At 59.5% G+C, this 22704-nt stretch carries 17 protein-coding genes; 12 read left to right on the top strand and 5 right to left on the bottom strand.

Features of this window, described 5'->3' with window-relative positions; genetic code table 11:
- Positions 1–126 precede the first annotated feature (126 nt).
- Both ACP90_RS21550 and ACP90_RS21545 read left to right on the top strand, forming a co-directional pair.
- Positions 127–1782: a cisplatin damage response ATP-dependent DNA ligase gene (locus ACP90_RS21550; RefSeq protein ID WP_062489958.1), complete on the top strand. Its 1656-nt coding sequence runs from the start codon at positions 127–129 to the stop codon at positions 1780–1782.
- Between the two features lie 164 nt (positions 1783–1946).
- A complete protein-coding gene (locus tag ACP90_RS21545) occupies positions 1947–2489 on the top strand; it encodes a hypothetical protein (RefSeq protein ID WP_208993383.1) in 543 nt (180 codons plus the stop codon).
- Positions 2490–2570: 81 nt separating this feature from the next.
- On the opposite strand, the gene ACP90_RS21540 is transcribed toward ACP90_RS21545, so the two are convergent.
- Positions 2571–3440, bottom strand: coding sequence for a thioesterase family protein (locus ACP90_RS21540; protein ID WP_023001760.1), 870 nt, complete (start codon positions 3438–3440; stop codon positions 2571–2573).
- Positions 3441–3895: 455 nt separating this feature from the next.
- Here ACP90_RS21540 and ACP90_RS21535 point away from each other — a divergent pair, with 455 nt between their 5' ends.
- Together ACP90_RS21535 and ACP90_RS21530 are read left to right on the top strand one after the other, a co-directional pair.
- Entirely contained in the window at positions 3896–4579 is a 684-nt protein-coding gene (locus ACP90_RS21535) for a response regulator transcription factor (protein WP_062489954.1), read from the top strand.
- A 265-nt stretch (positions 4580–4844) separates the two neighbouring features.
- Complete coding sequence (locus ACP90_RS21530; protein ID WP_062489953.1) at positions 4845–7337, top strand: EAL domain-containing protein; 2493 nt, start codon at positions 4845–4847, stop codon at positions 7335–7337.
- Between the two features lie 44 nt (positions 7338–7381).
- Here ACP90_RS21530 and ACP90_RS21525 read toward each other — a convergent pair whose 3' ends face one another.
- The gene (locus tag ACP90_RS21525; protein WP_031269641.1) at positions 7382–10903 is read right to left on the bottom strand and encodes a PAS domain-containing hybrid sensor histidine kinase/response regulator; all 3522 of its coding nucleotides are present in this window, start codon (positions 10901–10903) and stop codon (positions 7382–7384) included.
- 274 nt (positions 10904–11177) lie between these two features.
- Between ACP90_RS21525 and ACP90_RS21515 the strand changes: the two genes are divergently transcribed.
- The 5 genes from ACP90_RS21515 to ACP90_RS21495 all read left to right on the top strand — a co-directional run bounded on the left by ACP90_RS21515 (position 11178) and on the right by ACP90_RS21495 (position 15808).
- A complete protein-coding gene (locus ACP90_RS21515) occupies positions 11178–12350 on the top strand; it encodes a pyridoxal phosphate-dependent aminotransferase (RefSeq protein WP_062489951.1) in 1173 nt (390 codons plus the stop codon).
- A gap of 77 nt (positions 12351–12427) precedes the next feature.
- Complete coding sequence (locus ACP90_RS21510) at positions 12428–13615, top strand: PAS domain S-box protein (protein WP_023001754.1); 1188 nt, start codon at positions 12428–12430, stop codon at positions 13613–13615.
- A 7-nt stretch (positions 13616–13622) separates the two neighbouring features.
- Entirely contained in the window at positions 13623–14240 is a 618-nt protein-coding gene (locus ACP90_RS21505) for a response regulator (RefSeq protein WP_023001753.1), read from the top strand.
- A 142-nt stretch (positions 14241–14382) separates the two neighbouring features.
- Positions 14383–14739, top strand: coding sequence for a response regulator (locus ACP90_RS21500; RefSeq protein ID WP_062489950.1), 357 nt, complete (start codon positions 14383–14385; stop codon positions 14737–14739).
- A gap of 355 nt (positions 14740–15094) precedes the next feature.
- On the top strand, positions 15095–15808 hold the full coding sequence (locus ACP90_RS21495; RefSeq protein ID WP_208984447.1) for a helix-turn-helix domain-containing protein: 714 nt from the start codon (positions 15095–15097) through the stop codon (positions 15806–15808).
- Positions 15809–15937: 129 nt separating this feature from the next.
- On the opposite strand, the gene hemN is transcribed toward ACP90_RS21495, so the two are convergent.
- Entirely contained in the window at positions 15938–17311 is a 1374-nt protein-coding gene (gene hemN / locus ACP90_RS21490; protein WP_062491856.1) for an oxygen-independent coproporphyrinogen III oxidase, read from the bottom strand.
- A 92-nt stretch (positions 17312–17403) separates the two neighbouring features.
- Between hemN and ACP90_RS21485 the strand changes: the two genes are divergently transcribed.
- Together ACP90_RS21485 and ACP90_RS21480 are read left to right on the top strand one after the other, a co-directional pair.
- A complete protein-coding gene (locus tag ACP90_RS21485; RefSeq protein WP_208993382.1) occupies positions 17404–18150 on the top strand; it encodes a glutathione S-transferase family protein in 747 nt (248 codons plus the stop codon).
- A gap of 100 nt (positions 18151–18250) precedes the next feature.
- Entirely contained in the window at positions 18251–19300 is a 1050-nt protein-coding gene (locus tag ACP90_RS21480; protein ID WP_062489948.1) for an AbrB family transcriptional regulator, read from the top strand.
- Positions 19301–19363: 63 nt separating this feature from the next.
- Here the strand turns inward: ACP90_RS21480 and ACP90_RS21475 are convergent, their stop codons facing one another.
- Entirely contained in the window at positions 19364–20686 is a 1323-nt protein-coding gene (locus ACP90_RS21475; protein WP_062489946.1) for an aminotransferase class I/II-fold pyridoxal phosphate-dependent enzyme, read from the bottom strand.
- A gap of 101 nt (positions 20687–20787) precedes the next feature.
- On the opposite strand from ACP90_RS21475, the gene ACP90_RS21470 reads away from it, so the two are divergent.
- Positions 20788–21669 carry a LysR family transcriptional regulator gene (locus ACP90_RS21470; RefSeq protein ID WP_062489944.1) on the top strand — a complete coding sequence of 294 codons (882 nt, stop codon included), beginning with the start codon at positions 20788–20790 and terminating at the stop codon, positions 21667–21669.
- A 23-nt stretch (positions 21670–21692) separates the two neighbouring features.
- On the opposite strand, the gene ACP90_RS21465 is transcribed toward ACP90_RS21470, so the two are convergent.
- Positions 21693–22598, bottom strand: coding sequence for a DMT family transporter (locus ACP90_RS21465; RefSeq protein WP_082809820.1), 906 nt, complete (start codon positions 22596–22598; stop codon positions 21693–21695).
- Positions 22599–22704 lie beyond the last annotated feature (106 nt).

The raw sequence follows: 22704 nt of genomic DNA, 5'->3' as shown, positions 1-22704 counted from the left end.
TTGCTGAATTGAACTGGGCCTAGAGCCGGTCTTAGCTTTCAGACCGCCTTGAGATGGTAAGCTGAATTTTTTGTCTCTGACGTAAGGGCTTGCGGTCCGGGCGCTTTCGCGGTTCGTATAACGCTTATGCTGGCTTTTTCCCATCTGCTCGACCGGCTTTCGCTGGAACCCAGGCGCCTCGCCAAGGAAGCGCTCCTGATCCGCTATTTCCAGGAGGTAGCGGATCCCGACCGGGGCTTTGCCCTGGCCGCACTGACAGGCGGGCTGAGTTTCAAACACGCCAAACCGGCCCTGCTCAGGGCTTTGATCGGCGAGCGGACGGACCCGGAGCTGTTCGCGCTTTCCTATGATTTTGTTGGTGACCTGTCCGAGACCATTGCGCTGATGTGGCCGCAGGCAGCAAACGGAGAGGTTGCCCTGAAAGAAGCTGCCCCCAGCCTGTCCGAAGTGGTCAAGCGGCTGGAAGGGGCCGGAAAGAGCGAAGTGCCCGGTTTGCTGACCGACTGGCTGGACACGCTGGATGAGACCGGCAGATGGGCCCTTTTGAAACTGGTGACGGGCGGTTTGCGCGTCGGGGTATCCGCGCGCCTTGCGAAAACGGCCGTGGCAAAGCTCGGTGGACTGGACGTTGCTTCCGTAGAGGAGGTCTGGCACGGGCTGGAGCCACCCTATGAAGCACTGTTCGCCTGGGCGGAAGGACTTAGCGGACAACCGCAAACATCCGATCCCGCACCATTCCGGCCGGTGATGCTGGCGCACCCCCTGGCCGAGGACAGGGACACGGAGCTTCTGGACGCGGAGGACTTTGCGGTCGAGTGGAAATGGGACGGCATTCGCGTTCAGGCGGCAGCCGGTCTGACAGAGCGTGGCGACCGCGTACGCCGCCTGTTCAGCCGGACCGGTGAAGACATATCCAGGGCCTTTCCCGATATTCTGGATTTGCTGACATTCGATGCCTGCATTGATGGCGAATTGCTGGTGGTGTCGGACGGTCAGGTGCGTCCTTTTGCAGATCTGCAAAAACGCCTCAACCGCAAAACCGCCGGGCCAAAGCTGATCCGTGAATTCCCGGCCGCGATCCGTGCCTACGACCTGCTCAGTGTCGGCGGAACCGATCTGAGGGAGCTGCCGTTTGCAGAACGGCGCAAGGCGCTTGAAACCTTTATCACCGGATTGCCGGAGGGAAGCATCGATCTGTCGCCCATGGTGAAGGTAACCGGATGGGAGGAAATCACCGCCGCGCGCGCCGATCCCCATGCCCATCTGCCTCCTGCCGACGCCGATGCCGTTGAAGGCTTGATGCTGAAGCGGTGGGATGCGCCCTATGTCACCGGCCGGCCGAAGGGATTGTGGTTCAAGTGGAAACGGGAACCCTACCTGATCGATGCCGTGCTGATGTATGCGCAGCGCGGTCACGGAAAGCGCTCATCCTTTTACTCCGACTATACCTTCGGTGTCTGGCGTGACGGGGAGGCGGGAGCCGAGCTGGTTCCGGTCGGCAAGGCGTATTTCGGCTTTACCGATGAGGAATTGCGTGAAATCGACCGCTATGTGCGCAACAACACCATCAACCGGTTCGGACCGGTGAGGGAAGTCGTTCATAGCGCTGAAAAGGGGCTTGTGCTGGAGGTCGCCTTTGAAGGGCTCAATCGGTCCACCCGGCACAAGTCCGGCGTTGCCATGCGTTTTCCTCGCATTTCCAGGCTGCGTTGGGACAAGCCGGCAGCCGAGGCCGACAGGCTGGAAACGCTTCAGGCAATGTTGCCAGGCGAAGAAGGGTAATTCGGTGTTCGACAACTCGCTTTTGAAAACCCGCCCTTAAGTCGTGCTTTGGCCATGGAAATATGGCACCCATGGCAAGATACAAACGGCCAGACGCTTGTGCCCCTGTTTCAACTGAAATGCCTGGGGCGCGAAAGCGCGAGGCCGGCAACCGGAGAGGCAATATGACGATCCGCAACAAATATCTGGCTCCCGTGGTCCGCGGGCTGGCCGTGGCCGTTCTTCTGGTCCCGGCAGCTGTCGCTCAGGACAGTGTCGCCCCTGAAACCGCAGACGCAGTGACAAAGGGACAGGCGGACCGCTTTTCCCTAGTCAGGGTGGATGAGGATATCCTCAGGGTGGACCGGCAGAACGGGACCGTCTCCATTTGCAAGGAGCAGAGCGACGCCTGGCGCTGCAATCCCGTGCCGCTGGCAGAAGATGCCTATCTTGCTGAAATCAACGAGCTGGCCGGTGAAGTGGATCGCCTGACAGCCCGTGTGGAGGAGTTGGAAGGCAATGGCGTAAAGTCCGACAAGCAATTGCCACCCGGTTCCGCACTTGATCGCCCAAAGGCACCCGGCTCCAGTCAGGGCGGACGCAGCCCATCGACAACCGAGGAAGATGAGGAACTGGAAAAGGTTCTGACTTTCACAGAAAGCGCCATGCGTCGTTTCTTTGGCATGGTTCGCGATCTGCAGAAGGACTTCGAAGGCGAAGCCAACTGATCGCCTGAAGTCAGGATAAAAAAACAGCGTGTCCCTGCCAGGGGCACGCTGTGTCCGGCAAAGTTCCTTGGCCGGGAGACGTCAGTCGATCAGCATCTTGTTGATGCTCTGATAGGCTTCATCCGGCTGTTCCACGGCAACACGCCTGGTCAGATCCATCGTCAGCGCGACAACATCCAGGACGGCGGCGAGACGGTTCGTCCGTGTTTCAAACAGGTGATGGCGCATCGAGAAGGTCTTTGGATTGACGCCGGTAAAGCCGGAAACCACCAGCATTGCGTCGCCGGTCTTCAGCGGTGTGATCCAGGTCAGCTTCATTTCAACGGCCACCCGGCCGAAACCGTTTTCCGTCAAATAGGCGTGTGTCATCGGCGTACGCTGCCAGACATGCGCTACGCCGTCCGTGCAGCAGGACAGCGCAAATCTGTCGTCGGCCTTGCCGTCCGGACCGATGTCGCGGGGCAAAACGGTTCCCCGGTAGACGATCTGAGCGCCTTTCGACTGCAGGGCCGCAAGCGTCGCGCGTGCATTTGCCGGTCCGGCGGAAATCCCCCTTGGTCCGGCTTCTGCAATCATTGGCGTCTGGAAGTCGCGGAAGCGCTGGCGCAAGGTCTTCGCGGCGCTGGCGCTCGGCTCATATCCGTCGAGAGCTGTTGCCGAGAGCGTTCCCGTGGCGGCGTCGCGCATTTCGTGAATGACAGTGAGCATATGCGGGCCGTCAAAGGCGATGCTGGAGTGCACCGTGATCAGGTCCCCCGTGCGCATCTCCTTGTGGTAGCGCACGTGGCGCACCCGGCGAGCCCCCACGACGGTTTCGCTCAAGCCGGTCATCAGCCGGAACTGGCGATCTGCTTCCTCGAAACGGCTGAAGTAGAACTGGACGTTCAGATGATCGTTTTCGTCACATTCCCAACGGTTCACAAATGAAAACAGCGTTGCCTGAATTGTCATAATTGCTTCGTGCACTCAGTGATTTTTGATTATGTGATGTGTATTGGACAGGTCATTTGTTGCTGTCTTTGCATTGATTATCAACAAGAAATGTAGATTCTGGAAAATTAGTTCAGGCAACGTTGAGGAAGTGGGTAAAATGAAAAGATCAACTGCGGCGGCGTGATTTAAACTTTAGGTTGTTTTTGTTGATGGTTCTAACTTGACTATTTTTCTTGCGCCCAAAGGCAGCCTATTTGCCGTGCCAGCAGCGAATGCGCAGCGCGTGAACATGGAGTGTTGGTCAAAAGCATGGTTTGACTTGCGCGTAACCCATGTTGCAAACATACTTCACAATGGCCGCAACAACGGGGCTTCGCCACAAAATCAAGAAGCGAGCGGGTGCAGGATGACTGTGACGCATGGCTCTGGCGGAACCTGCGGGCCAAACGGACCGTTGAGGGAGGAATAACAACGTGTCGGCGACATCGTATCGGTTCATCATCGCGGATGATCATCCCCTGTTCCGGGGTGCTCTGCGTCAAACGCTCGAAACACAATACCCCGATGCTGTGATCGAGGAAGCCGGTGCGTTGGAGGACGTTACGGCCAAGCTGGAACAGGATGGCGAAGTCGATCTCATCCTGCTTGATCTGTCCATGCCCGGCATGCGCGGCTTTTCCGGGCTTATGTACCTGCGGGCCCAATATTCCGGCGTTCCGGTGGTCGTGGTCTCGGCCAATGAAGATCCGCAGGCCATCCGGCGCGCGGTTGAATTCGGAGCTTCCGGCTTCATTCCGAAGTCTCACGGGATCGATGTCATCCGTGAGGCGATTTCGGAGGTCATGTCCGGCAACATGTGGACCCCGCCGGATGTCGACCTTGCCGCCGACGATGGCAGTGGTGATCTGGTCCAGCGCCTCGCAACGCTTACCCCCCAACAGGTTCGTGTTCTGATGATGCTGTCCGAAGGTCTTCTGAACAAGCAGATTGCCTACGAACTGTCCGTTTCGGAAGCGACCGTAAAGGCCCATGTATCAGCGATCCTGCAAAAGCTTGGCGTGGAAAGCAGAACCCAGGCCGTTATTGCAGCGTCCAAGATCGAGGCCGGGCAGTGGCAGGTTGGCGGCGAAACCGCCGAGGCTGTCCAGGCACAGTGACAGCGAGCACACGCGCCACGTTACTTTCTGGCTGCTCTACCTGGAAACGGTCTCCAATGCGGGAGACCGTTTTCTGCTTTGCGTGCTGAGAGAGACCTGCCCGGATACAATTTCTGTAGGCCTTCAGTGCGAGCTTTCCAGTCAGGATTGCAAAAACATTGCGGAATCCAGACCACCGTTTTTACCGTAATTTCAGGGAATGGCTGTAACCGTCATTGCTGCGGGGCGCTGCCACGCAGAGTGCGAGTAGCCACCCGGAGAGAAAATGCGGTCCAGCTTCAATTGGCGACTGATCTTCAAGACGATCGGCATGGCCTTCGTGTTGCCCGGTCGTCAGCTCAAGGTGGACTTCCAGTCTGACGCGGACACGCAGACCGGACAGCAGGAAAGCAATCCTGTTCGCGCCTTCATGCTCGCGTTCGGTCACCCGGTGGTCGACGAACTCCTCGCCCGCAAGGTACGTGCAGCGCAGATCGCAAGTATCGCGCGCCTGACACCCTTTATCGTGCTGGCAAACGTCGTCAACGTAATCGTCATTACGCTCGCGTTTCAGCACTTCATGCCGTTCAGTTTCATTGCGGTCTGGATTGCGGCCATTGGAGCTTTTCTTGCCTACACCCTGTACAAGTGGCTGAAAGCGAACAGATCGCCTATTCATCTTGCCTCGCGGCGATCGCTGAACAAGGCGGTCTTGCACGCGACGATTTTCAGTGGTCTTTGGGCGGTCGTTCCAATTGCCGCATTCGGCTATGGCGATCCGGACGGCATCTGGATTGCCTCCTGCGTCACCACCGGCATGCTGTGTGGTGGCGGTTTTACTCTGGCAACCGTGCCGCAGGCAGCCTTTCGCTGGGTTGCGATCCTTTTCCTTGCATCGCTCGTATCGTTCGCAATCGGACGCAGCGCGGAGCTGTGGCCGCTGGTCTTCCTGTTGAGCAGCTACACGCTGGTGGTGGTCGGCAGCGTTGCTTCGGCAGGCTGGCTGTTTGCCTCCCATTTTCTTGCTGAAGCCGAGCTGGAACAACGCGGTGAACTGATCGCCCTGCTGCTGAACGAGTTCGAGGAAAAGTCCAGCGACTGGCTCTGGAAATCGGATAGCCACGGTAATCTGCATTCCATTTCCGACCGGTTCTTACATGCCAGCGGCCGGGACCGGGCAGAACTGGAAACCATGCGCATGGTCGATCTGGCCTATTCCCTGGACGAGAACGATGCGCGGTCCGCCGTGACCAGGCTGGAAAACGCCATGAAGCGTCAGCAGGCCTTCCGCGAAATCGTCATCGGGGTGGACGTGAACGGCGAGGAACGCTGGTGGTCCCTGGCAGCACGTCCGGTCTACGACGACCATGGTTCCTTTACCGGTTACCGCGGTGTTGCTTCCGACATCACCGAAGCCCGCAGGGCAAGCGCCCTTGTTTCTCACCTGGCCGAGCACGATTCCCTGACGGGGATCGGCAATCGGAGCTGGTTCCTGAAACAGGCCGAAGCGCAACTGGAAGAGCAAAACCAGAATGGCCAGAACACACTGACGCTCTTCCTCATTGACCTCGACAATTTCAAGGTCGTGAACGATACCAGCGGACACCCGGCAGGGGATGAACTTCTGAGGCAGGTCGCAAGCCGGTTTACCGCCCTTGGCGAAGGCAGAACGATGCTCGCGCGTTTCGGTGGCGACGAATTCGCCGCGCTCGGCCGTTTCGTCAGCGATCAGGCGGCTCTTGCATTTGCCGAGGAACTGGTTGCCGTGACACGCAAGCCTTTCCGGATTGGCCGTCGCGACTTCGCCATTGGCGCCACCGTCGGGTTCACCCGTCTGTGCGATAGCAAGGACACTGTCGACGATCTGATGCGCAAGGCTGACATTGCGCTTTACAAGGCAAAGGAAGGCGGCCGGGGACGGTCGCTCGCCTTCGAGCAGGACATGGAGCGTGAGGTCCGCGAACGCCGCGAACTGGAATCGGATCTGCGCGAAGCATTCGAATACGGCAAGCTCAATGTCGATTTTCAGCCGATCGTGGACGCCCGGTCCGGCAAGGTGGTGTCCAGCGAGGTCCTGCTCCGCTGGCTGCATCCCGAGCGTGGTGAGGTGCCGCCGGACGTGTTCATTCCGATTGCCGAACACGCCGGTCTGATACTGCCGCTCGGCAGTTGGGTTCTGAGGAAAGCCTGTGCAGCGGCGGCCCAATGTCCCGAGCTGGAGAGCGTTGCGGTCAACCTGTCGCCGGTCCAGTTCATGGATCCAAATCTGGTGGAACAGATCCTGACCGTGCTGCAGGAAACGGGGTTCCCGCCGGAACGCCTTGTCCTGGAAATAACCGAATCCGTGTTCCTGCGCGACTTCGGCACAGCATCGATCAAGCTGCAGAAATTGCGTGACCTTGGTATCCGCATCGCGCTGGACGACTTCGGCACGGGCTATTCGTCTCTTTCGTATCTGCGGCACTACAAGTTCGACAAGATCAAGATCGACAAATCCTTCGTCGATGAGATCGGCGAACGCAGCGACGGTCTGGCGATCATCTCTGCAGTCATTGCGCTTGCGCATAACCTTGGTCTGGAAGTCACGGCAGAAGGCGTGGAGCGCCAGTTTCAGGTGGATGCTTTGCGCACGCTCGGCTGCGACACCATGCAAGGCTATTACTTCGGCAAGCCGGATCCCAATCCGATGCGGGTTGCCCAGATCCGCAGGGAAGACTGGCAGGACCGTTCGCCGAGCACCGCGCCGAAGAACCCTGGAGCGCTCCGCTCCGCTTCCTGATGCATTGGTGCCGACAGCGTCCGGATCCCGGGCTCCAACGCGGCTTATTCGGCCGCCTGGCCTGCCTGGCAGCGGGCCAGATGGGCACGCAGGGCAGCTGGTTTCAACGGCTTGTTGAAGAAGGCGATGTCCTTTTCCTCGGCTTCCGTGCGCACAGGCCGGCTTCGGTCCGCGGTGATCAGGATCGCGGGGATCTGGCGACCGAATTTCCATCTCAGTTTCAAGATCGCCTCGATACCGGTGCCATTGTCGAGGTGATAGTCCGCCAGTATGACGTCCGGCGTCAGGCCGGCTTTGCTGAGCTCGTTTGCCGCCTCCACGTCATCGGCAGCTGCAATCACCTTGCAGTTCCAGTTCGTCAGCAGGTGGCGCATGCCGCTCAGGATGTCCGGCTCGTTGTCGATGGCCACAACGCAAAGACCATCAAGCTGGCCAGCCATGGTTGGGGCCTGCGGAATGGGAACGAGATCGGGCATGTCCGCGGAACGAGGCAGTTCGACCGAGAAGCACGAGCCCTTGTTGGCTTCCGAGCGGAGTTCAACCGGGTGGTTCAGAACGTGGCTGATGCGCTCGACAATGGACAAGCCTAGCCCCAGCCCCTTGGCAACGCGCATGCCGTCATCCAGCCGGTGAAACTCCTGGAAAATCGCCTTCTGCTTGCTTTTCGGGATGCCCATGCCGGTGTCGTGAATTTCCACGATCACCCGATTGCCGCGTCGGCGGCACCCCACAAGGACGCGGCCTGACTGAGTGTATTTCAAGGCGTTCGAAACGAGGTTTTGCAGCAGGCGACGCATAAGGCGTCTGTCTGTCCGCACCGAAAGGGACGTCGGCACGATCCGCAGTTCCAGCCCCTTTTCCTTGGCGACAGGCTGGAAATCGAGATCGATTCCGCGCAGCAGTTCGTCCAGCCGGAAGACCGTCGGTTCCGGTTTCAGGGCGCCGGTGTCGAGCCTGGAAATATCGAGGACGGCGCCGAGAATGTCCTCGACCGATTCCAGTGCCATTTCCACATTGCGGACCAGCGAGCCGTCGTCGCCGTCCTTAAGCTTGTCGACCAGAACCGAGGCGTAAAGACGGGCGGCATTCAGGGGCTGCAGGATGTCATGTCCGGCCGCTGCCAGGAAACGGGTCTTGCCGATATTGGCTTCTTCCGCGGCGTGGGTGGCCTCCACCAGGCGTTCGTTGACGTGGGTGAGTTCTTCCGTGCGTTCCCTGACCCGGCGTTCCAGCGTCTCGTTGGCGCGGGCGAGAGCTTCTTCTGCCAGAACCCGTTCGGTGATGTCTGTATAGGTGGTCACAATGCCGCCGTCGGGCATCGGACTGATGCGGACTTCGAACACCGCTCCGCTTGATTCCAGTTTTTCCTGAAAGGTTTCCTGGATCAGCACCAGCTTCTCGATCCGGTCGGCGACGATCGCTTCCACTGGCCCGGGGCCATGCTCGCCCCGTTCCGCGTTGAAACGCAGGATCGCATCCAGTGTGGTGCCGACCTGACCATATTCGGCAGGCAGTCCCAGCAGGTCGCGGAACTGCCTGTTCCAGCAGATCAGACGCAGATCCCGGTCGAACACTCCGATGCCCTGGCGCACCTGATCGAGTGCCGTCTGCAACAGGTCGCGGTTGTACTGAATGGCGATGGAGGCGTCGTCGAGCAGCTTCACTGCGCCCTTGGTCGACGGGTCGTGCCGCTTGAGCATCAAGGTCAGCACAAGGCGCGACGAGGCCGCGCCAATGGCACTTGCCAGAAGCTGCTCGGAAAAGCGCAGCAGGTTGGCGTCCGCCAAAGTTTTCGGATCGAGTTCGATACCTCGTTCGCTCGCAAACCGCCGGAACGAACGGGCCGTCCGCTCTTCGCCGAGATAGCGCGCGACGGTTGCCTGCAAGTCTCCGGCGGTAACGGACGTACGCCAGTAACGCAGGCTGGGGGAGGGGGCGAACTCGGCCGGTACGAAGACGTTTGCCTGAAGGGTTTCCGCGGGCAGAGGCTTTCTCAGGAAGGAGCCGCCTACAAACAGGACAATGTTGACGAAAAGGCTCCACAGGGTGCCATGGATGAACGGGTCCATGGTGATCCCGAGCAGGGCCTGCGGGTTCAGTTCGCTAATTCCGAACGGGCCGGTTTCCAGGAAGCCGTCGGAAATCAGACCGGATTTGGCGAAGGTCGGCAGAAGAAGTGTGTAGGCCCAGAAGACAAAGCCGCCGCTCAGCCCGGCGATGGCCCCCAGAGACGTGGCCCGGCGCCAGAAGAGGGCGCCGACGAAAGCAGGAGCGAATTGCGCGATTGCGGCGAAGGACAAAAGCCCGATGGAGACGAGCGCCGCGGTATTGCCGGCTGCCTTGTAGTAGGCATAGGCCAGCAGAAGGATGCCGAAGATGGCGAGGCGGCGGATCGTGAGCAGCCGGTCGCTCATGTCCTGGCCGCCGATGTTGACGATGTCGTCCTCGCTGTGCCGGCGCAGCAGGAGCGGAACAACGATGTCGTTGGAAATCATGATGGCCAGCGCAACCGTCGCCACGATGACCATGGCTGTTGCCGCCGAAAGGCCTCCTATGAAGGCAAAGAGGGCAAGCCACGGGTGTCCGGCGTCTATGGGCAGAGCCAGAACGAAGGTATCCGGATTGACGTCCTGTCCGAAGCGCAGCAGGCCGGCAGCTGCAATCGGGATTACGAACAGGTTGATCAGCACCAGATAGAGCGGAAACATCCAGGTCGCGCGGCGCAGCTCGGCGTCTGAATTGTTCTCTGTCACGGTGACGTGGAACTGGCGCGGCAACAAGAGCACCGCAAAGGCCGACAGGCACGACATGACGAGCCAGTTGCCGATGTTCAGCGGTTTTTCGAAAATCTGCGCGACTTCAGGCGCTTCCGAGATGGAACGGATCAGATCGACCGGGCCGTCGAAAAGCGAGTAGGTGACCCAGAAGCCGACCGCGAGAAAGGCAATGAGCTTGACCACCGCCTCGGCTGCGATCGCCAGCATCAGCCCTTCCTGATGCTCCGTCGCATCAATGTGTCTTGTCCCGAACGCCCAGCTGAAGATGGCCATGCCGAGGGCAATCAGCAGGGTGACGTCATCGAACACCGGCGTGAAGATGTCACCGGGGGAAATCAGCGGGCCGATCATGGTGGTGATCGACAGCGACACGGCTTTCAGCTGCAGGGCGATGTAGGGAATGACGCCAATGACCGCAATCAGTGTGGCAAGTGCTGCGACCGACTGGCTCTTGCCGTACCGCGCACCGATGAAATCGGCGATCGACGTGATGCTTTCTGTCTTGGAGATCTGGATGATCCGCTGCAGCAGCGGGTATCCGAGCGCGAAAACAATCAAGGGGCCGATATAGATGGTCAGGAATTCGATGCCCGTCCGGCTGGCATTGCCGACTGAGCCGTAGAAGGTCCAGGAGGTACAATAGACCGAAAGCGACAGGGCGTAGATGAAGGGGCGGCCGCCCGTACGCGACGAATACCGGCGCGGCATCCGGTCGCCGAAGCTGGCGATGGCGAACAAGCACAGGATGTAGGCCGTTGCGGCCAGTATCACGAGCCATCCATGCAGCATGATCTGGTAACCGTCCTCCCGAGCGGCATGGGGTCCGTCGGCCTCTTGTTGGGCCGGCTCGAACCTGTTTCCCGGCAACCCCTTACGCTGCCTTGTCCGATCCGACCACAGCCAAATCGATCTGTCTATTCGCCTTGCGACTGATCTGCTTTCAAGGCTTTCCCAAGGTATGTGAATTGATCACCTTCGGTGAAGTCTTCTTCACATCCTTTCATGGAACATTGGCAAGCAAACCCGATAAGGTGGCGCCAATTGACAATGAAGGATCTGCCACGTGACCAGCCTGATCGAGCGATTGAGCCCGGAAGCCAGAACCGCACCTGAAAGCGGTATCGTCGAAGTTTTCAATGCCGGTCGTGACCGGAAAGATCTGATCCCGCTCTGGGCCGGCGAAGGCGATCTGCCGACGCCCGAGTTCATCCGCGCAGCCGCAAAAGCGTCGCTCGACCGGGGCGAGACGTTCTACACATACCAGCGCGGCATCCCGCAGCTGCGCGAGGCACTGGCGGCCTATCATCAGGATCTATACGGCAAGCCTTTCTCGCCGGAACGATTCTATGTGACCGGATCGGGCATGCAGTCCATTCAGCTCGCCGTGCAGGCGGTTGCAGGAGCCGGGCGCGAAGTGATCGTGCCGACGCCGTCCTGGCCGAACATATCGGCTGCCATCGAAATTCACGGGGCGCGTTCGGTCAGTGTGCCGATGCGGGAGGAAGATGACGGCTGGCGGCTGGCCATCGAGGACGTCGAAGCAGCGATCACACCGCACACGACCGCGCTCTTCCTGAACTCGCCCTGCAACCCGACCGGATGGGTTGCAAGCGAAAACCTCTTGAAGGCTTTTCTGGATCTCGCGCGAAAGCATGACCTTTGGATCATCGCGGACGAAATCTATGCACTGTTCTATTACGGGGAAGGGGAGCGTTCGCCCTCCTTCTACGATATCGCCGAAGAAGACGACCGCATCATCTTCGTGAATTCCATGTCCAAGAACTGGGCAATGACCGGGTGGCGGGTCGGCTGGGTCTCGGCGCCGCCGGAACTCGGCCAGGTGTTTGAAAACCTGATCCAGTATTCCACGTCGGGTGTTCCGTCCTTTTCGCAGTGGGGCGCCGTTGCCGCCCTGACCGAAGGGCGCACGTTCCTGCAGGAGCAGGTCGCACGTGCTCGCAAGGGGCGTGACTGTGTTCTCAAGGGATTGCAGGGCCTTAACCGCGTGAAGGTGCTGCCACCCGACGGCGCGTTCTATCTCTTCTTTTCCATTGAGGGCGTCACGGACACACGCAACTTTGCGCTGGACCTTGTTCGCCAGACAGGTGTGGGTCTTGCGCCGGGCACTGCGTTCGGCAAGGGCGGTGAACATCACCTAAGGTTATGCTATGCCCGGCGCGAGGATCACCTGGAGGAAGCAGTGCGTCGAATTAGCACTTGGATACCAGAGATTTAGAGCCCTGACGGGTTGCTGGCCTACGGGAAAACCCTTAAACCTAGACGGGACGAGAATTCCATTTGGGTGCGGGGACGGTGGGCGACGACGTTTTAGATCACGATGATGACAATGCAGCCGTAACGGAAGCGCGTCTTGCCAGTGTTTTCGATACCGCGGCCGACGGTATTGTCGTGATCAATGACCGTGCGCAGGTGCTGGCCTTCAACAAGGCCTGCGAACGCCTTTTCGGCTATGAAGCCGCCGACCTGCTGGGACGCAATGTCAACAGGATCATGCCTGCTGAATATGCCAACGCGCACGATCACTACGTGAACAACTATCTCACCACCGGTCATAAGAAGATCATCGGTATCGGCCGCGAGGTCCAGGCCCGCCACAAGGACGGTACGGTCTTTCCCATCGAGCTGTCTGTCGGTGAGGCATGGACACCGGCCGGACGACAATTCATCGGCATCCTGCGCGACCTGCGCTCGCGCCGACAGATGGAAGACCGGTTGGCCAAGACCCAGGCACAGCTTCTCCACATGACCCGGATCAGCGCACTGGACGAAATGGGCGCGGCGATCGCGCATGAGCTCAACCAGCCGCTGACCGCGGTACTGCTCTACCTGCAATCCGTATCGCGCAAGACCCGTGCCGACAAATCCCTGGATCCCTTCATCATCGAGGTTATCGACAAGGCGGTACGCGAAGCCGAGCGGGCGGGAGAAATCATCCAGCGCATGCGTCAACTGGTGGAAAAGAAAACGCCCAATCGCCAGTCGATCGAAGTGCGGGACTTTGTCACCAGCTGCCTGGAAATGGCGGAACTCGGCAGCGGCAATGGCAGATCGATCATGAAGGCCGAGATCGCAAGAGGACTGCCGCCACTGATGGCCGACCCGGTGCAGATTCGGCAGATTCTCATCAACCTGCTGCGCAATGCGCGAGAAGCGGTCTGCGATCAGGCCGACCGCAAGGTGGTACTGGCCGTATGCCGGAATGGAGATCGCCTGGAATTTCGGGTTACGGACAACGGTCCGGGCGTTCCCGAAGAGCTGGTTGACAACCTGTTCCGGGCCTTTACGGGTGCCAAGCACAAGGGGGTTGGCCTGGGCTTGGCGATATCCCGTTCGATTGCTCAAAACCATGGTGGTGATTTGCGCCTGGAGAAGGGGGCAAACGGACGAGGAGCCTCCTTCGTGTTGTCTCTGCCAATAGACCCGCCCGAAGAAGATGTTGCAGAAAGAGCCGAAACGAACGGTTCGAAAGAAATGAGCTGAGGAAGTGATGGACATGAAAGCTGACGCGGAGGCCATATACATCGTTGATGATGATCCAGCGGTGCGCGACGCGCTGTCGGTGCTTTTCAATATGGAAGGCTATGTGGTCGAAACCTTCTCGGATGGCGACACTTTCGTGCAGTCTGCAAGCAAGGCTGTTCCTGCCTGTGTCATGCTGGATGTCCATATGCCTGGGCGCTCCGGCATCGAGATTCTCAAGGCGCTGAATGCCGAACACTATCCGGCGCCGATCTTCATCATTTCCGGCCAGGGCGACATTCCGATGGCTGTTGAAGCCATTCGCAACGGCGCCTTTGACTTCGTGGAGAAACCGTTTTCCGCTGAAACCGTGCTGGAGCGGGTGAAGGAAAGCATCGCCATCACCAAGCAGCGTCAGGACGAGGTCGTCACGGCCTCCTTCCAGGGAGCGGATCTGCTGACCCGCCGTGAGCTGGAAGTCCTGAAGGAAATCACCGACGGAGCTTCCAACAAGGAAGCCGGGCGCACTCTTGGAATCAGTCCGAGAACGGTAGAAGTGCACCGGGCGCGGATCATGGAAAAACTGGGTGCACGCAATGCGGCGGATCTCGTTCGCATTGTTTTGGGCCACTCCGCCTCGGGATAAGCCGGGTTCAGGTGAACGGCAGGAATGCATTTCCGGATGACCGGCATGCCGAAACGTATTTCTGCGTACATCCGGCAAGCAAAATATCGCGTATGTATGATTGATCGTCTGCGTTGGGGGCAGGCTTTGAGGATCTACATTCGTGGTTGTTCACATTGTTGAAGATGATGAAGCAGTCGCCGATGCATTGGCGATTGCGCTCGAAGATCTCGATCATCATCCGATAACTTACAAAGATGCGGAGAGTTTTTTCGCCGGCGGAATTCCTTCGTCGGACGATTGGGTGATCGTGGACATCGGCCTTCCCGACAGATGCGGCACGGATGTCGTTCGTGAACTCATGGGCCTGCCAACACCTCCGAGCATCCTTGCCATTTCAGGCAAGTCGAGAGTGAACCTGTTGCAGCAAATTCGTGAGCTTCCGGGGCTCAAGGTCCTGAGGAAACCGCTGTCGATAGACATGCTGACGGCGGCCATGGCTCAGAAGGCGATCATCTGATCTCTCCGCCTGCTTGAAGCAATTTCAGAAAATTGAGTGTTCGAGATTGAGCGCTGCCGATTTTGGCGGGCGTTGGCTTCGCGCGCCCGAAACGCGCAGACGGTCCCGGCCTGATTAGACCTTAGTCGGCTGCGTCGTTACAGCTCATATGTAGTTTATCTTACGCAGTCGACCGAATTACGTTGTGTGCACTCCGCGTTTTAGAGTGCATCCTGCAAGCTGCGGGGTGTCGGACGGGACACCTGCAAGCAGTGGTCGATTTTTCGAGCGGTGCGGAAATGGAAGCGCCAAGGAATGGAGATCACCCGCTGACGTAGCAAATGAAGGCCGTGCCACAGGCACGAAGGAGGGACATATGGCTTATTTCGACGCGGGTACCCCCGGCCAGGGCGCAGCACCAAGAATGACAGGTGCTCCCATCTGCACACCCAGCAAGACATCGTTTTCGGAATTTGGCGGCAAGGCTGTCCAATACGACACCCATGCGGTGATCTATTACGAAGGCGATCCCGCAAAGCGGCTCTATGAGTTGGTGAAGGGCTCGGTGATGCTTTACAAGCTGCTGCCGGACGGACGCCGCCAGGTTGTCGAAGTCCTTCGTCCCGGTGACATTTTCGGTCTTGCCGGCAGTGACGAGAACGACTGCACCGCCGAAACACTCACCAATGCCGAAATTCAGGAAATCGATCTGAAGCAGGTCGAACGCTCCGATGCGCTTCAGCGCACGCTCACCAGATGCCTGACCAACCAGATGCGCGTGCTGCACGAGCATGCCGTTCTGCTCGGCCGCAAGTCTGCCGTCGAAAGGGTTGCAAGCTTTCTGATGCATCTCGTTCCGGATCGCGGTGGTGTCGGCTGCATCGGGCCGATTGACGACAGCGACGACGGGTTCGACCTGAGACTGCACATGACCCGGCAGGAAATCGCCGACTATCTGGGTTTGACCATCGAAACTGTCAGCCGCGTTGTGTCCGATCTGAAACGCCGGGGCGTTATCCGCGTCGACCGCGCCGACCAGATCCATCTCAACAAGGTCTGCAGCCTCTGTCAGATGACAGGTATGCACTGATCCGTTGCTTTATAGTCGACCTGGAAAGGGCTGCGATTTTCGCGGCCTTTTTTGTTGTCGATCTTCGGCGATCCGTAAGCTGGCAAGTTCGGTATTCCGCCCCAAGGTTTCGCCTTGGGGCCATTTTCTTCAAACCGCGGCAGAATGCCGGGCCTTGCCACTTGCCTGGCTCGCCGCCAGATAGGCGTCAAAGGCTGCAGCTGCGAGACGTACGTAGGGCCGTCCGGCCTCAGTCACTTCAACCCTGGCAATTTCATTGCCGACTTCCAGACGGACCAGGCCATCGGCGGCCAGGTCCTGCAAGGCATCGAAAGCATCGTTCAAATGGCTTGTCGGCAGGCCGAATGCGCGGCAGGCCGGTATGAGATCGCAGGCATAGTTGGTCATCAGCTCTTCGATGATCCGTGCCCGCAAACGGTCGTCGGCAGAAAGCGCCAAGCCCTTGGATACCGGCAATTCGCTCGCCATGATTGCCCGGCGCCAGTTGCCGACATCAGACATGTTCTGAACATAGCCGGCAGACAGACGTCCGATGGAGGAGACGCCGAAGCCAACGAGTTGTTCGCCCTGGTCCGTCGTATAGCCCTGGAAATTGCGCTTCAAGGAGCCGTCCGAAAGGGCGATGGCCATGCTGTCGTTCGGCCGGGCAAAATGATCTAGTCCGATGGCGACATAACCGGCCTTGAGCAGTTCCGCGCGGGCGAGGTCCGCAAGGGCCAGCCGTTCGGCGGCATTCGGCAAGGTGCTTTCGTCAATCAGGCGCTGATGCTTGCGCATCCAGGGCATATGGGCATAGCCGAACAGGGCAATGCGCCCGGGCGCCAGCGAGAGCGTCTTTTCCACCGTATCGAATATCGTTTCCGGCGACTGGCCGGGCAATCCGTACATCAGGTCGAAATTGAGCGCGGTGACACCGGCTGCCGTCAGAAACTCTACGGCCTGTTTGACGACCCTGTAGGGCTGAAGACGGCCGATAGCCTTTTGAACGTCGGGATCAAAGTCCTGAACGCCAAGGCTGGCCCGGTTCACTCCGATGATGGCCAGCGTCTCGGCGAGCTGTTCCGTAACAAGCCTCGGATCGAGTTCGATGGCATGTTCCAGGTCCGGTGCAAGGTCGAAATTGACACGCATCAGGCCGGTGAGGTCGATCAGGCTCTGCCGTGGCAGAAGGCTGGGTGTGCCGCCGCCCCAGTGAATGTGCCGGACAGGACCGGCATTCGGCATGTGCCCGGCAACCAGATTGATTTCCTGGCCGAGTGTCGCTGCATAGGCCTTGAGCGGCGCATCCTGACGGGTTGCCTTGGTATGGCAGCCGCAATAATGGCAGAGCTCCCGGCAATAGGGGACATGCAGGTACAGCGAAAGCGAGTCCTGCGGCGAAAGCGCCTTGAGCCAGTCCGCATAAACGCCGGCCGTTACGCCGTCATGAAAATGCGGTGCTGTCGGATAACTTGTATAGCGCGGTACGTTGCGCATGGCGTAGGAGAGCGGATCTTTCATCATGTGTCGATCTATCCGTCCTTCGCCCGGTCGTGCCTTGATATCGCTCAAGGCCAGCCGTTTGAAAGACACGCAATTCGATGGAGAGCTGTGGGGTGACCGATTTGCTTGTCGCAACTGAACCGACCCGGAAACCTGAGGGGCTGGAGTGCTATCGCCTGCACGGTTCGCCTGACAGCGCCAATTTCATTGTCAGGATGATACTGGAAGAACTGGGCCTGCCCTATGACTACGTGGCTGTTGACAGGTTGATCTCCGAACAGAATTCGGAAGCATATCGGCGGCTCAATCCCCAAGGTTTGATCCCGGTTCTGGAAGTGCCGGGTCAGGATGCCCCCATGTTCGAAACCGCCGCGATCGCCCTGCATCTGGCGGATGCGCAAGGCTGTCTGGCCCCGGCGCCGGCCTCTCCACAGCGCGGCCGATTTCTGAAATGGCTGTTTTTTCTCTCAAACACCCTGCATTCCGACCTTCGGATCTCCTTCAAGCCGGAAAGATACGTTCGAGAACCGGAGACGGCCTTGAGCCTTCACGCTGGGCTGACCCGCCGGATTGCCGGCAGTTTCGCGCATCTGGAAACTGAACTTGCCACTTGGAACGGACCATTTCTCCTGGGACAGGACCTTTCCATCCTCGACCACTATCTTGCGGCCTGTGCCAGGTGGGCGCAGATCTATCGTAATGAGGGCAAGTGGTCCCTGGCGGCGACGCCGCACCTGCGCGCCCTGTGCGAACGGCTGGAAATGCGCCCGGCGATACACAGGGCCTGTGAACTGGAAGGAATTGAGGGTAAACCTTTCACGGAGCCCCGTCCTGTAAAGTTGCCGGGGACAACCGCCTGATAAAATACAGGCCGTACATGTTGATCCATGCAATCAACCATGCGCTGGCCGATCAATCCATTTATAGCTCAAGGAGCCATTCCAAGCTCAACGGTTCCCGATGCCTGCCAATTCGTTTCAATCTGCCGCCGGAAGACTTGCGGTCACACTTCTCATTGCCGCTGGCGGAGGAGCAACATTCAACCTGTTCGGGCTTCCCGCGGCATGGCTGTCGGGCGCCATGGTCTTTGTTGCCATCGCAACGCTTGCGCAAGTGCCGACGCTCATGCCGGTCCCGCTGCGAGACGCGCTCTTCGTCATGATCGGCATCTCCATGGGGGCGGGTGTTCATCCCGATATCGTTGACCGGGTGGCGGAGTGGCCGGTGTCCATGGCCATGCTGATCGCTGTCATGGTGGCGGTCACGTTCGCGGGCTACGCGGTTCTGCACTACGGGGCGAAATGGTCCAGGGAAACGGCCTATTTCGGCGCCATTCCCGGTGCACTTTCCTATGTCATAGCCCTTGCCACCGAACGAGGGGCGGACCTTCCGCGTATCGCCTCCAGCCAGTCCTTGCGTCTGTTCGTTCTGGTGGCGGTGCTGCCTTTCGCCGTTGTGTCCTCCGCAGAACCGGCGGGCGGTGGTAGCGGCACGATTTATGTCTCCGGTCTCAAGGACTTCCTGATCGGCATACCGCTCTGCCTCGCGGCAAGCTGGCTTGCCATCAAGGCCAGAGTTCCGGGGGGCGGTCTGACGGGTGCGTTTTTCATGAGTGCCGGCCTCAATGCATCCGGACTCTTGGTCCTTGTCCTGCCGGGCTACATCGTGTTGCCGTGTTTTGTCATGATGGGCGCTCACATCGGTTGCCGCTTTGCTTCCATGACACTGCGCCAGTTTCTCAGCGTGCTCGGCGCATCCATGGCCGCCTTTGCGGCGGCGTTCCTGACCTCGCTTGCCGGGGCGTGGATCGTTGCCGAACTGGTGGACATTCCCTTTGGCCAGGCCCTGCTTGCCTATGCGCCGGGCGGACTTGAGGTGATGACGCTTCTCGCATTCATGCTGGATCTCGACCCCGCCTTTGTGGCTGCGCACCAGATCGCCCGCTTTACCGGAATGGTGCTGCTGCTGCCTTTCATCACCGGACTTGTTCTGGGGCGTCGACGCAACTGATCCTGCTTAGCGGTCCTGTGTGCGGAACAAAGAACCGCCGATCTGCAGGTTGAGTGATGCTTCTCAAGGGTGGATGAAGTGGAGCGTGTTGAAACTCCGGCGCCATTTGGCCACGCGTCCTGCCATCGCTGCCGGATCGTTCGATCGCAGCGCTTCGGCTACCAGTTTGGCCAGCTCTGGCATGTCGACCGTCGTCATGCCCCAACGGACCAGTTCCGGTGTTCCGAACCTCAGGCCGTTCATGTCACCGGCGACGGGCGCTATCGGCAGTCCGATTCCGCATGCCAGAAACCCTGCCTGACGAAGCTTCTTCGAAGCTGCCTGACCGCCGCCGAGGGCTGCCGCTTCCAGGGCAAACTGATGTGAAGCGGTTGTCCCCTTGGCGGTAGAGAACACCGGCATTCCCTCTGCTTCGAGACCAGCGGCGAGCGCACCGGCGCTGGCGGCCATTTCGGCAGCGTAGGCCTTGCCGAAATCGCGCCAATCCAGAAGGGTGATGGCGAGCGCTGCAGACTTTGCAACGTCAAAGTTGGCTGTCAGACCCGGAAAGGCAATCTTGTCGAGCTTTCGGGCAAGATCCTGATCATTGCTGACGATCAGCCCGCCAGCGGGACCACCCAGGCTCTTGTAGGTGCTCATGGTCATGAGATGTGCGCCTTCCGATAGCGGGTCGGAAAAGACGCCACCGGCAATCATGCCGCACTGATGGGCTGCATCGAACAGGACAAAGGCGCCGACTTCATCGGCAATGGCCCGAATTTCTTTCACCGGGTGCGGGAACAGGTTGAGGCTCATGCCGATAGTAATCAGCTTCGGCCGGACCTTCAGGGCCAGGGCGCGCAGACCTTCCAGATCGATCGTGTAGCCGTCGGCATCGACCGGTGCTTCGTGGATATCCAGGCCATAAAGACCGGCACACCCCGGCGCATGGTGAGTGACGTGGCCACCGACGGACGCAGGCGGTGCGATGATGGCGTCGCCCGGCCTTGTGGTTGCCATGAATGCATAAAGATTTGCCAGCGCGCCCGAGGCGACCCGGATTTCCGCATAAGCCGACTGGAAGATCTCGCAGGCAAGGTTCGCTGCAATCACCTCGATTTCCTCGATGGCTTCGAGGCCCATCTCATATTTGTCACCCGGGTAGCCGAGCGAGGGGCGGGACCCCATGCCGCTTGCCAGCAAGGCTTCGGCGCGCGGGTTCATCACGTTGGTCGCGGGGTTGAGATTGAAACAGTCTTTCTCGTGGATGGTCCTGTTGGCCTCGGCCAGCGCTTCGATGCGCGCGGCAATTCCTTCGGATCCGAGAGGCGAAGTTGCTTGGGTGATCTCGTCGATACGGGTGGCAGCCACAGCGGGGAGCCAGGGGCATTTGTCTTGCGCGGTCATGTCGGAACTCCGGTTCTATTTGGACAAAGTGTCCACCTCCGCTTGTGTTCGCGCAAATCAGATTTTAGAAATTCGAGGGCTAGAAAAAATAGGTCTTGCAGATGTCGGTAGCTCCTCCCGTCCCCAGACTGCCTTCGCTGAACGCATTGAGAGCGTTCGAAGCGTCCGCGCGCCTCGGCGGGTTTGCACAGGCCGCGGCGGAACTGCAGGTTACACCCGGAGCCGTGGCGGCGCAGATCAAGGCGCTGGAACAGGAGATCGGCGCGGCCCTGTTCGTGCGGCATGCCAAGGGGGTCCGCCTGACGGCCACTGGTCAGCGGGCACTGCCGGGTTTTGTCGCCGCATTCGACCAGCTTGGAACTGCGGTGCGCGACCTGAGGCGTGATGCTGCACCCGGCAGGATACACATCGCGGCCCTGCCGGCGCTGGCGCAGCTTTGGCTGGCCCCCAGACTGCCGCAGCTACGCGAGAAGTTGTCGGAGATCGACATTTCGGTCACAGCCCTTGAAACACCGCCGAACCTGAAGCGGGTGCCATTCGATCTCTGCCTGTTCTACTGCGACAGCGTTCCGGACAACGGGATCGCGTTTGCGGGAGACGAATTGCTGCCGGTCTGCACACCAGCGCTTGCAAAGGCGCTCAAGCAGCCCCGTGATCTGAAAGAGGCGGTCTGTCTGACGGACACGGCCTGGGCAGACGATTGGCGGATATGGGCGGATGAAGCTATGCCGGGCGAGGGGTTTGCGCCACGCGGACCTGTCTTCTCGCTTTATGCTCTTGTGGTTGAAGAAGCACTGAACGGCGCAGGCGTTCTGATGGCGCACCGCTCACTTGTCGCAGATCAGCTTGCCGCCGGCACCCTGGTGGCGCCTCTTGCAGCAGTCGTCCCGCTACAGCGTCAGATCTGCCTGTGGACCCTCCCGGCAAGCCGGGGCAAAGGTGCGGCCGGTCAGGTGCTGCAGGCCTTGCGTCAGATGGGCTAGGTGTCTGGAAGGTTGTTCTCGTTTCAAGTGCGCCGGGTCTTCGCCTTGTTGCCGCGCCACAGGATGAACAGTCCCGATCCGACGATGACGGTGCAGCCGACCAGCATCTGGGCGTCGATCCGCTCGTTGAACCAGACGGCGCCGAGCAAGACGCCGAACAGCAGCCGCGAATAGCGGAACGGTGTGACGGTAGCGATTTCTCCGGTGCGCATGGCCTTCATCAGGGCGCTATAGGCAAAGACACCACAGAAGACTGCGGTTCCAAGGGCGAGAAGGGAGGTTGTGTCGGGCACCACGAAGGCGGACCTGTCCCAAAGACCATAGACAAGACCGGCGATAATGATCGTCAGGAAACCGTAGAACCCGAGGATATTGGTGCTGAGGGTTGCCGGAGCAGCGCGGCTGGCAAGGTCGCGGCCGGAGAAGCCAAGCATGCCGATAACGGCCAGGATCGATAGCAAAGAAAAGCTGTCGCTGGTCGGTCGGAGCACGATCAGGACGCCCACAAGGCCGATAAAGATTGCTGTCCACCTGCGCCACCCGACCTTTTCGCCAAAGAACAGGGAAGCGCCCAGCACAACGAATATCGGTGTTGCCTGGAGAATGGCAGTGGTCGAGGAGAGCGGCGTCAGGGCCAACGCCAGAACATAGAACAACCGGCCGACCAGTTCGAAGGCGAAGCGAACTCGCATGACAGGCGAGAAAACATCCCGGTTGAGAACTTTCTCGCCTGTGATTGTGGCAAGGCCGAAAAAGGCAATCGTTCCACCGATCCCGAACAGCACCAGGATTTCCGCCACGGGCAACTGCGCGGCAGCCTGCTTCACGAAGGCATCTTCCAATGCGAAGGCGGCCATCGCAGCCACCATCCAGAGGCTGCCGATGATGTTGGGATGGAGGCTTGCGCCATTTTGAGATGCAGCGTTCAAGGGAGGCGTCCCGTGTCGAGGTGGAAGGTCGTCAGCGGCAGATCAGGGGTCATTGGACGGGCCAGAAGGCAACGCCCTTCAGCGGAGGGAAGAACGGCGTAACACG

The sequence above is a fragment of the Labrenzia sp. CP4 genome (assembly GCF_001579905.1).
Taxonomy (GTDB): domain Bacteria; phylum Pseudomonadota; class Alphaproteobacteria; order Rhizobiales; family Stappiaceae; genus Roseibium; species Roseibium algicola.
The sequence above is the reverse complement of the archived record's forward strand: the minus strand, read 5'-3'. Positions and strand labels throughout refer to the sequence as shown.

Excerpts from the sequence above, each read along its gene's own strand:
- ACP90_RS21545 (WP_208993383.1), top strand. The coding sequence starts at position 1,947 with ATGACGATCCGCAACAAATATCTGGCTCCCGTGGTCCGCGGGCTGGCC.
- ACP90_RS21540 (WP_023001760.1), bottom strand. The coding sequence starts at position 3,440 with ATGACAATTCAGGCAACGCTGTTTTCATTTGTGAACCGTTGGGAATGT.
- ACP90_RS21505 (WP_023001753.1), top strand. The coding sequence starts at position 13,623 with ATGGACATGAAAGCTGACGCGGAGGCCATATACATCGTTGATGATGAT.
- hemN (WP_062491856.1), bottom strand. The coding sequence starts at position 17,311 with ATGATGAAAGATCCGCTCTCCTACGCCATGCGCAACGTACCGCGCTAT.
- ACP90_RS21475 (WP_062489946.1), bottom strand. The coding sequence starts at position 20,686 with ATGACCGCGCAAGACAAATGCCCCTGGCTCCCCGCTGTGGCTGCCACC.
- ACP90_RS21530 (WP_062489953.1), top strand. The coding sequence starts at position 4,845 with ATGCGGTCCAGCTTCAATTGGCGACTGATCTTCAAGACGATCGGCATG.
- ACP90_RS21470 (WP_062489944.1), top strand. The coding sequence starts at position 20,788 with ATGTCGGTAGCTCCTCCCGTCCCCAGACTGCCTTCGCTGAACGCATTG.
- ACP90_RS21550 (WP_062489958.1), top strand. The coding sequence starts at position 127 with ATGCTGGCTTTTTCCCATCTGCTCGACCGGCTTTCGCTGGAACCCAGG.
- ACP90_RS21525 (WP_031269641.1), bottom strand. The coding sequence starts at position 10,903 with ATGCTGCATGGATGGCTCGTGATACTGGCCGCAACGGCCTACATCCTG.
- ACP90_RS21495 (WP_208984447.1), top strand. The coding sequence starts at position 15,095 with ATGGCTTATTTCGACGCGGGTACCCCCGGCCAGGGCGCAGCACCAAGA.
- ACP90_RS21480 (WP_062489948.1), top strand. The coding sequence starts at position 18,251 with ATGCCTGCCAATTCGTTTCAATCTGCCGCCGGAAGACTTGCGGTCACA.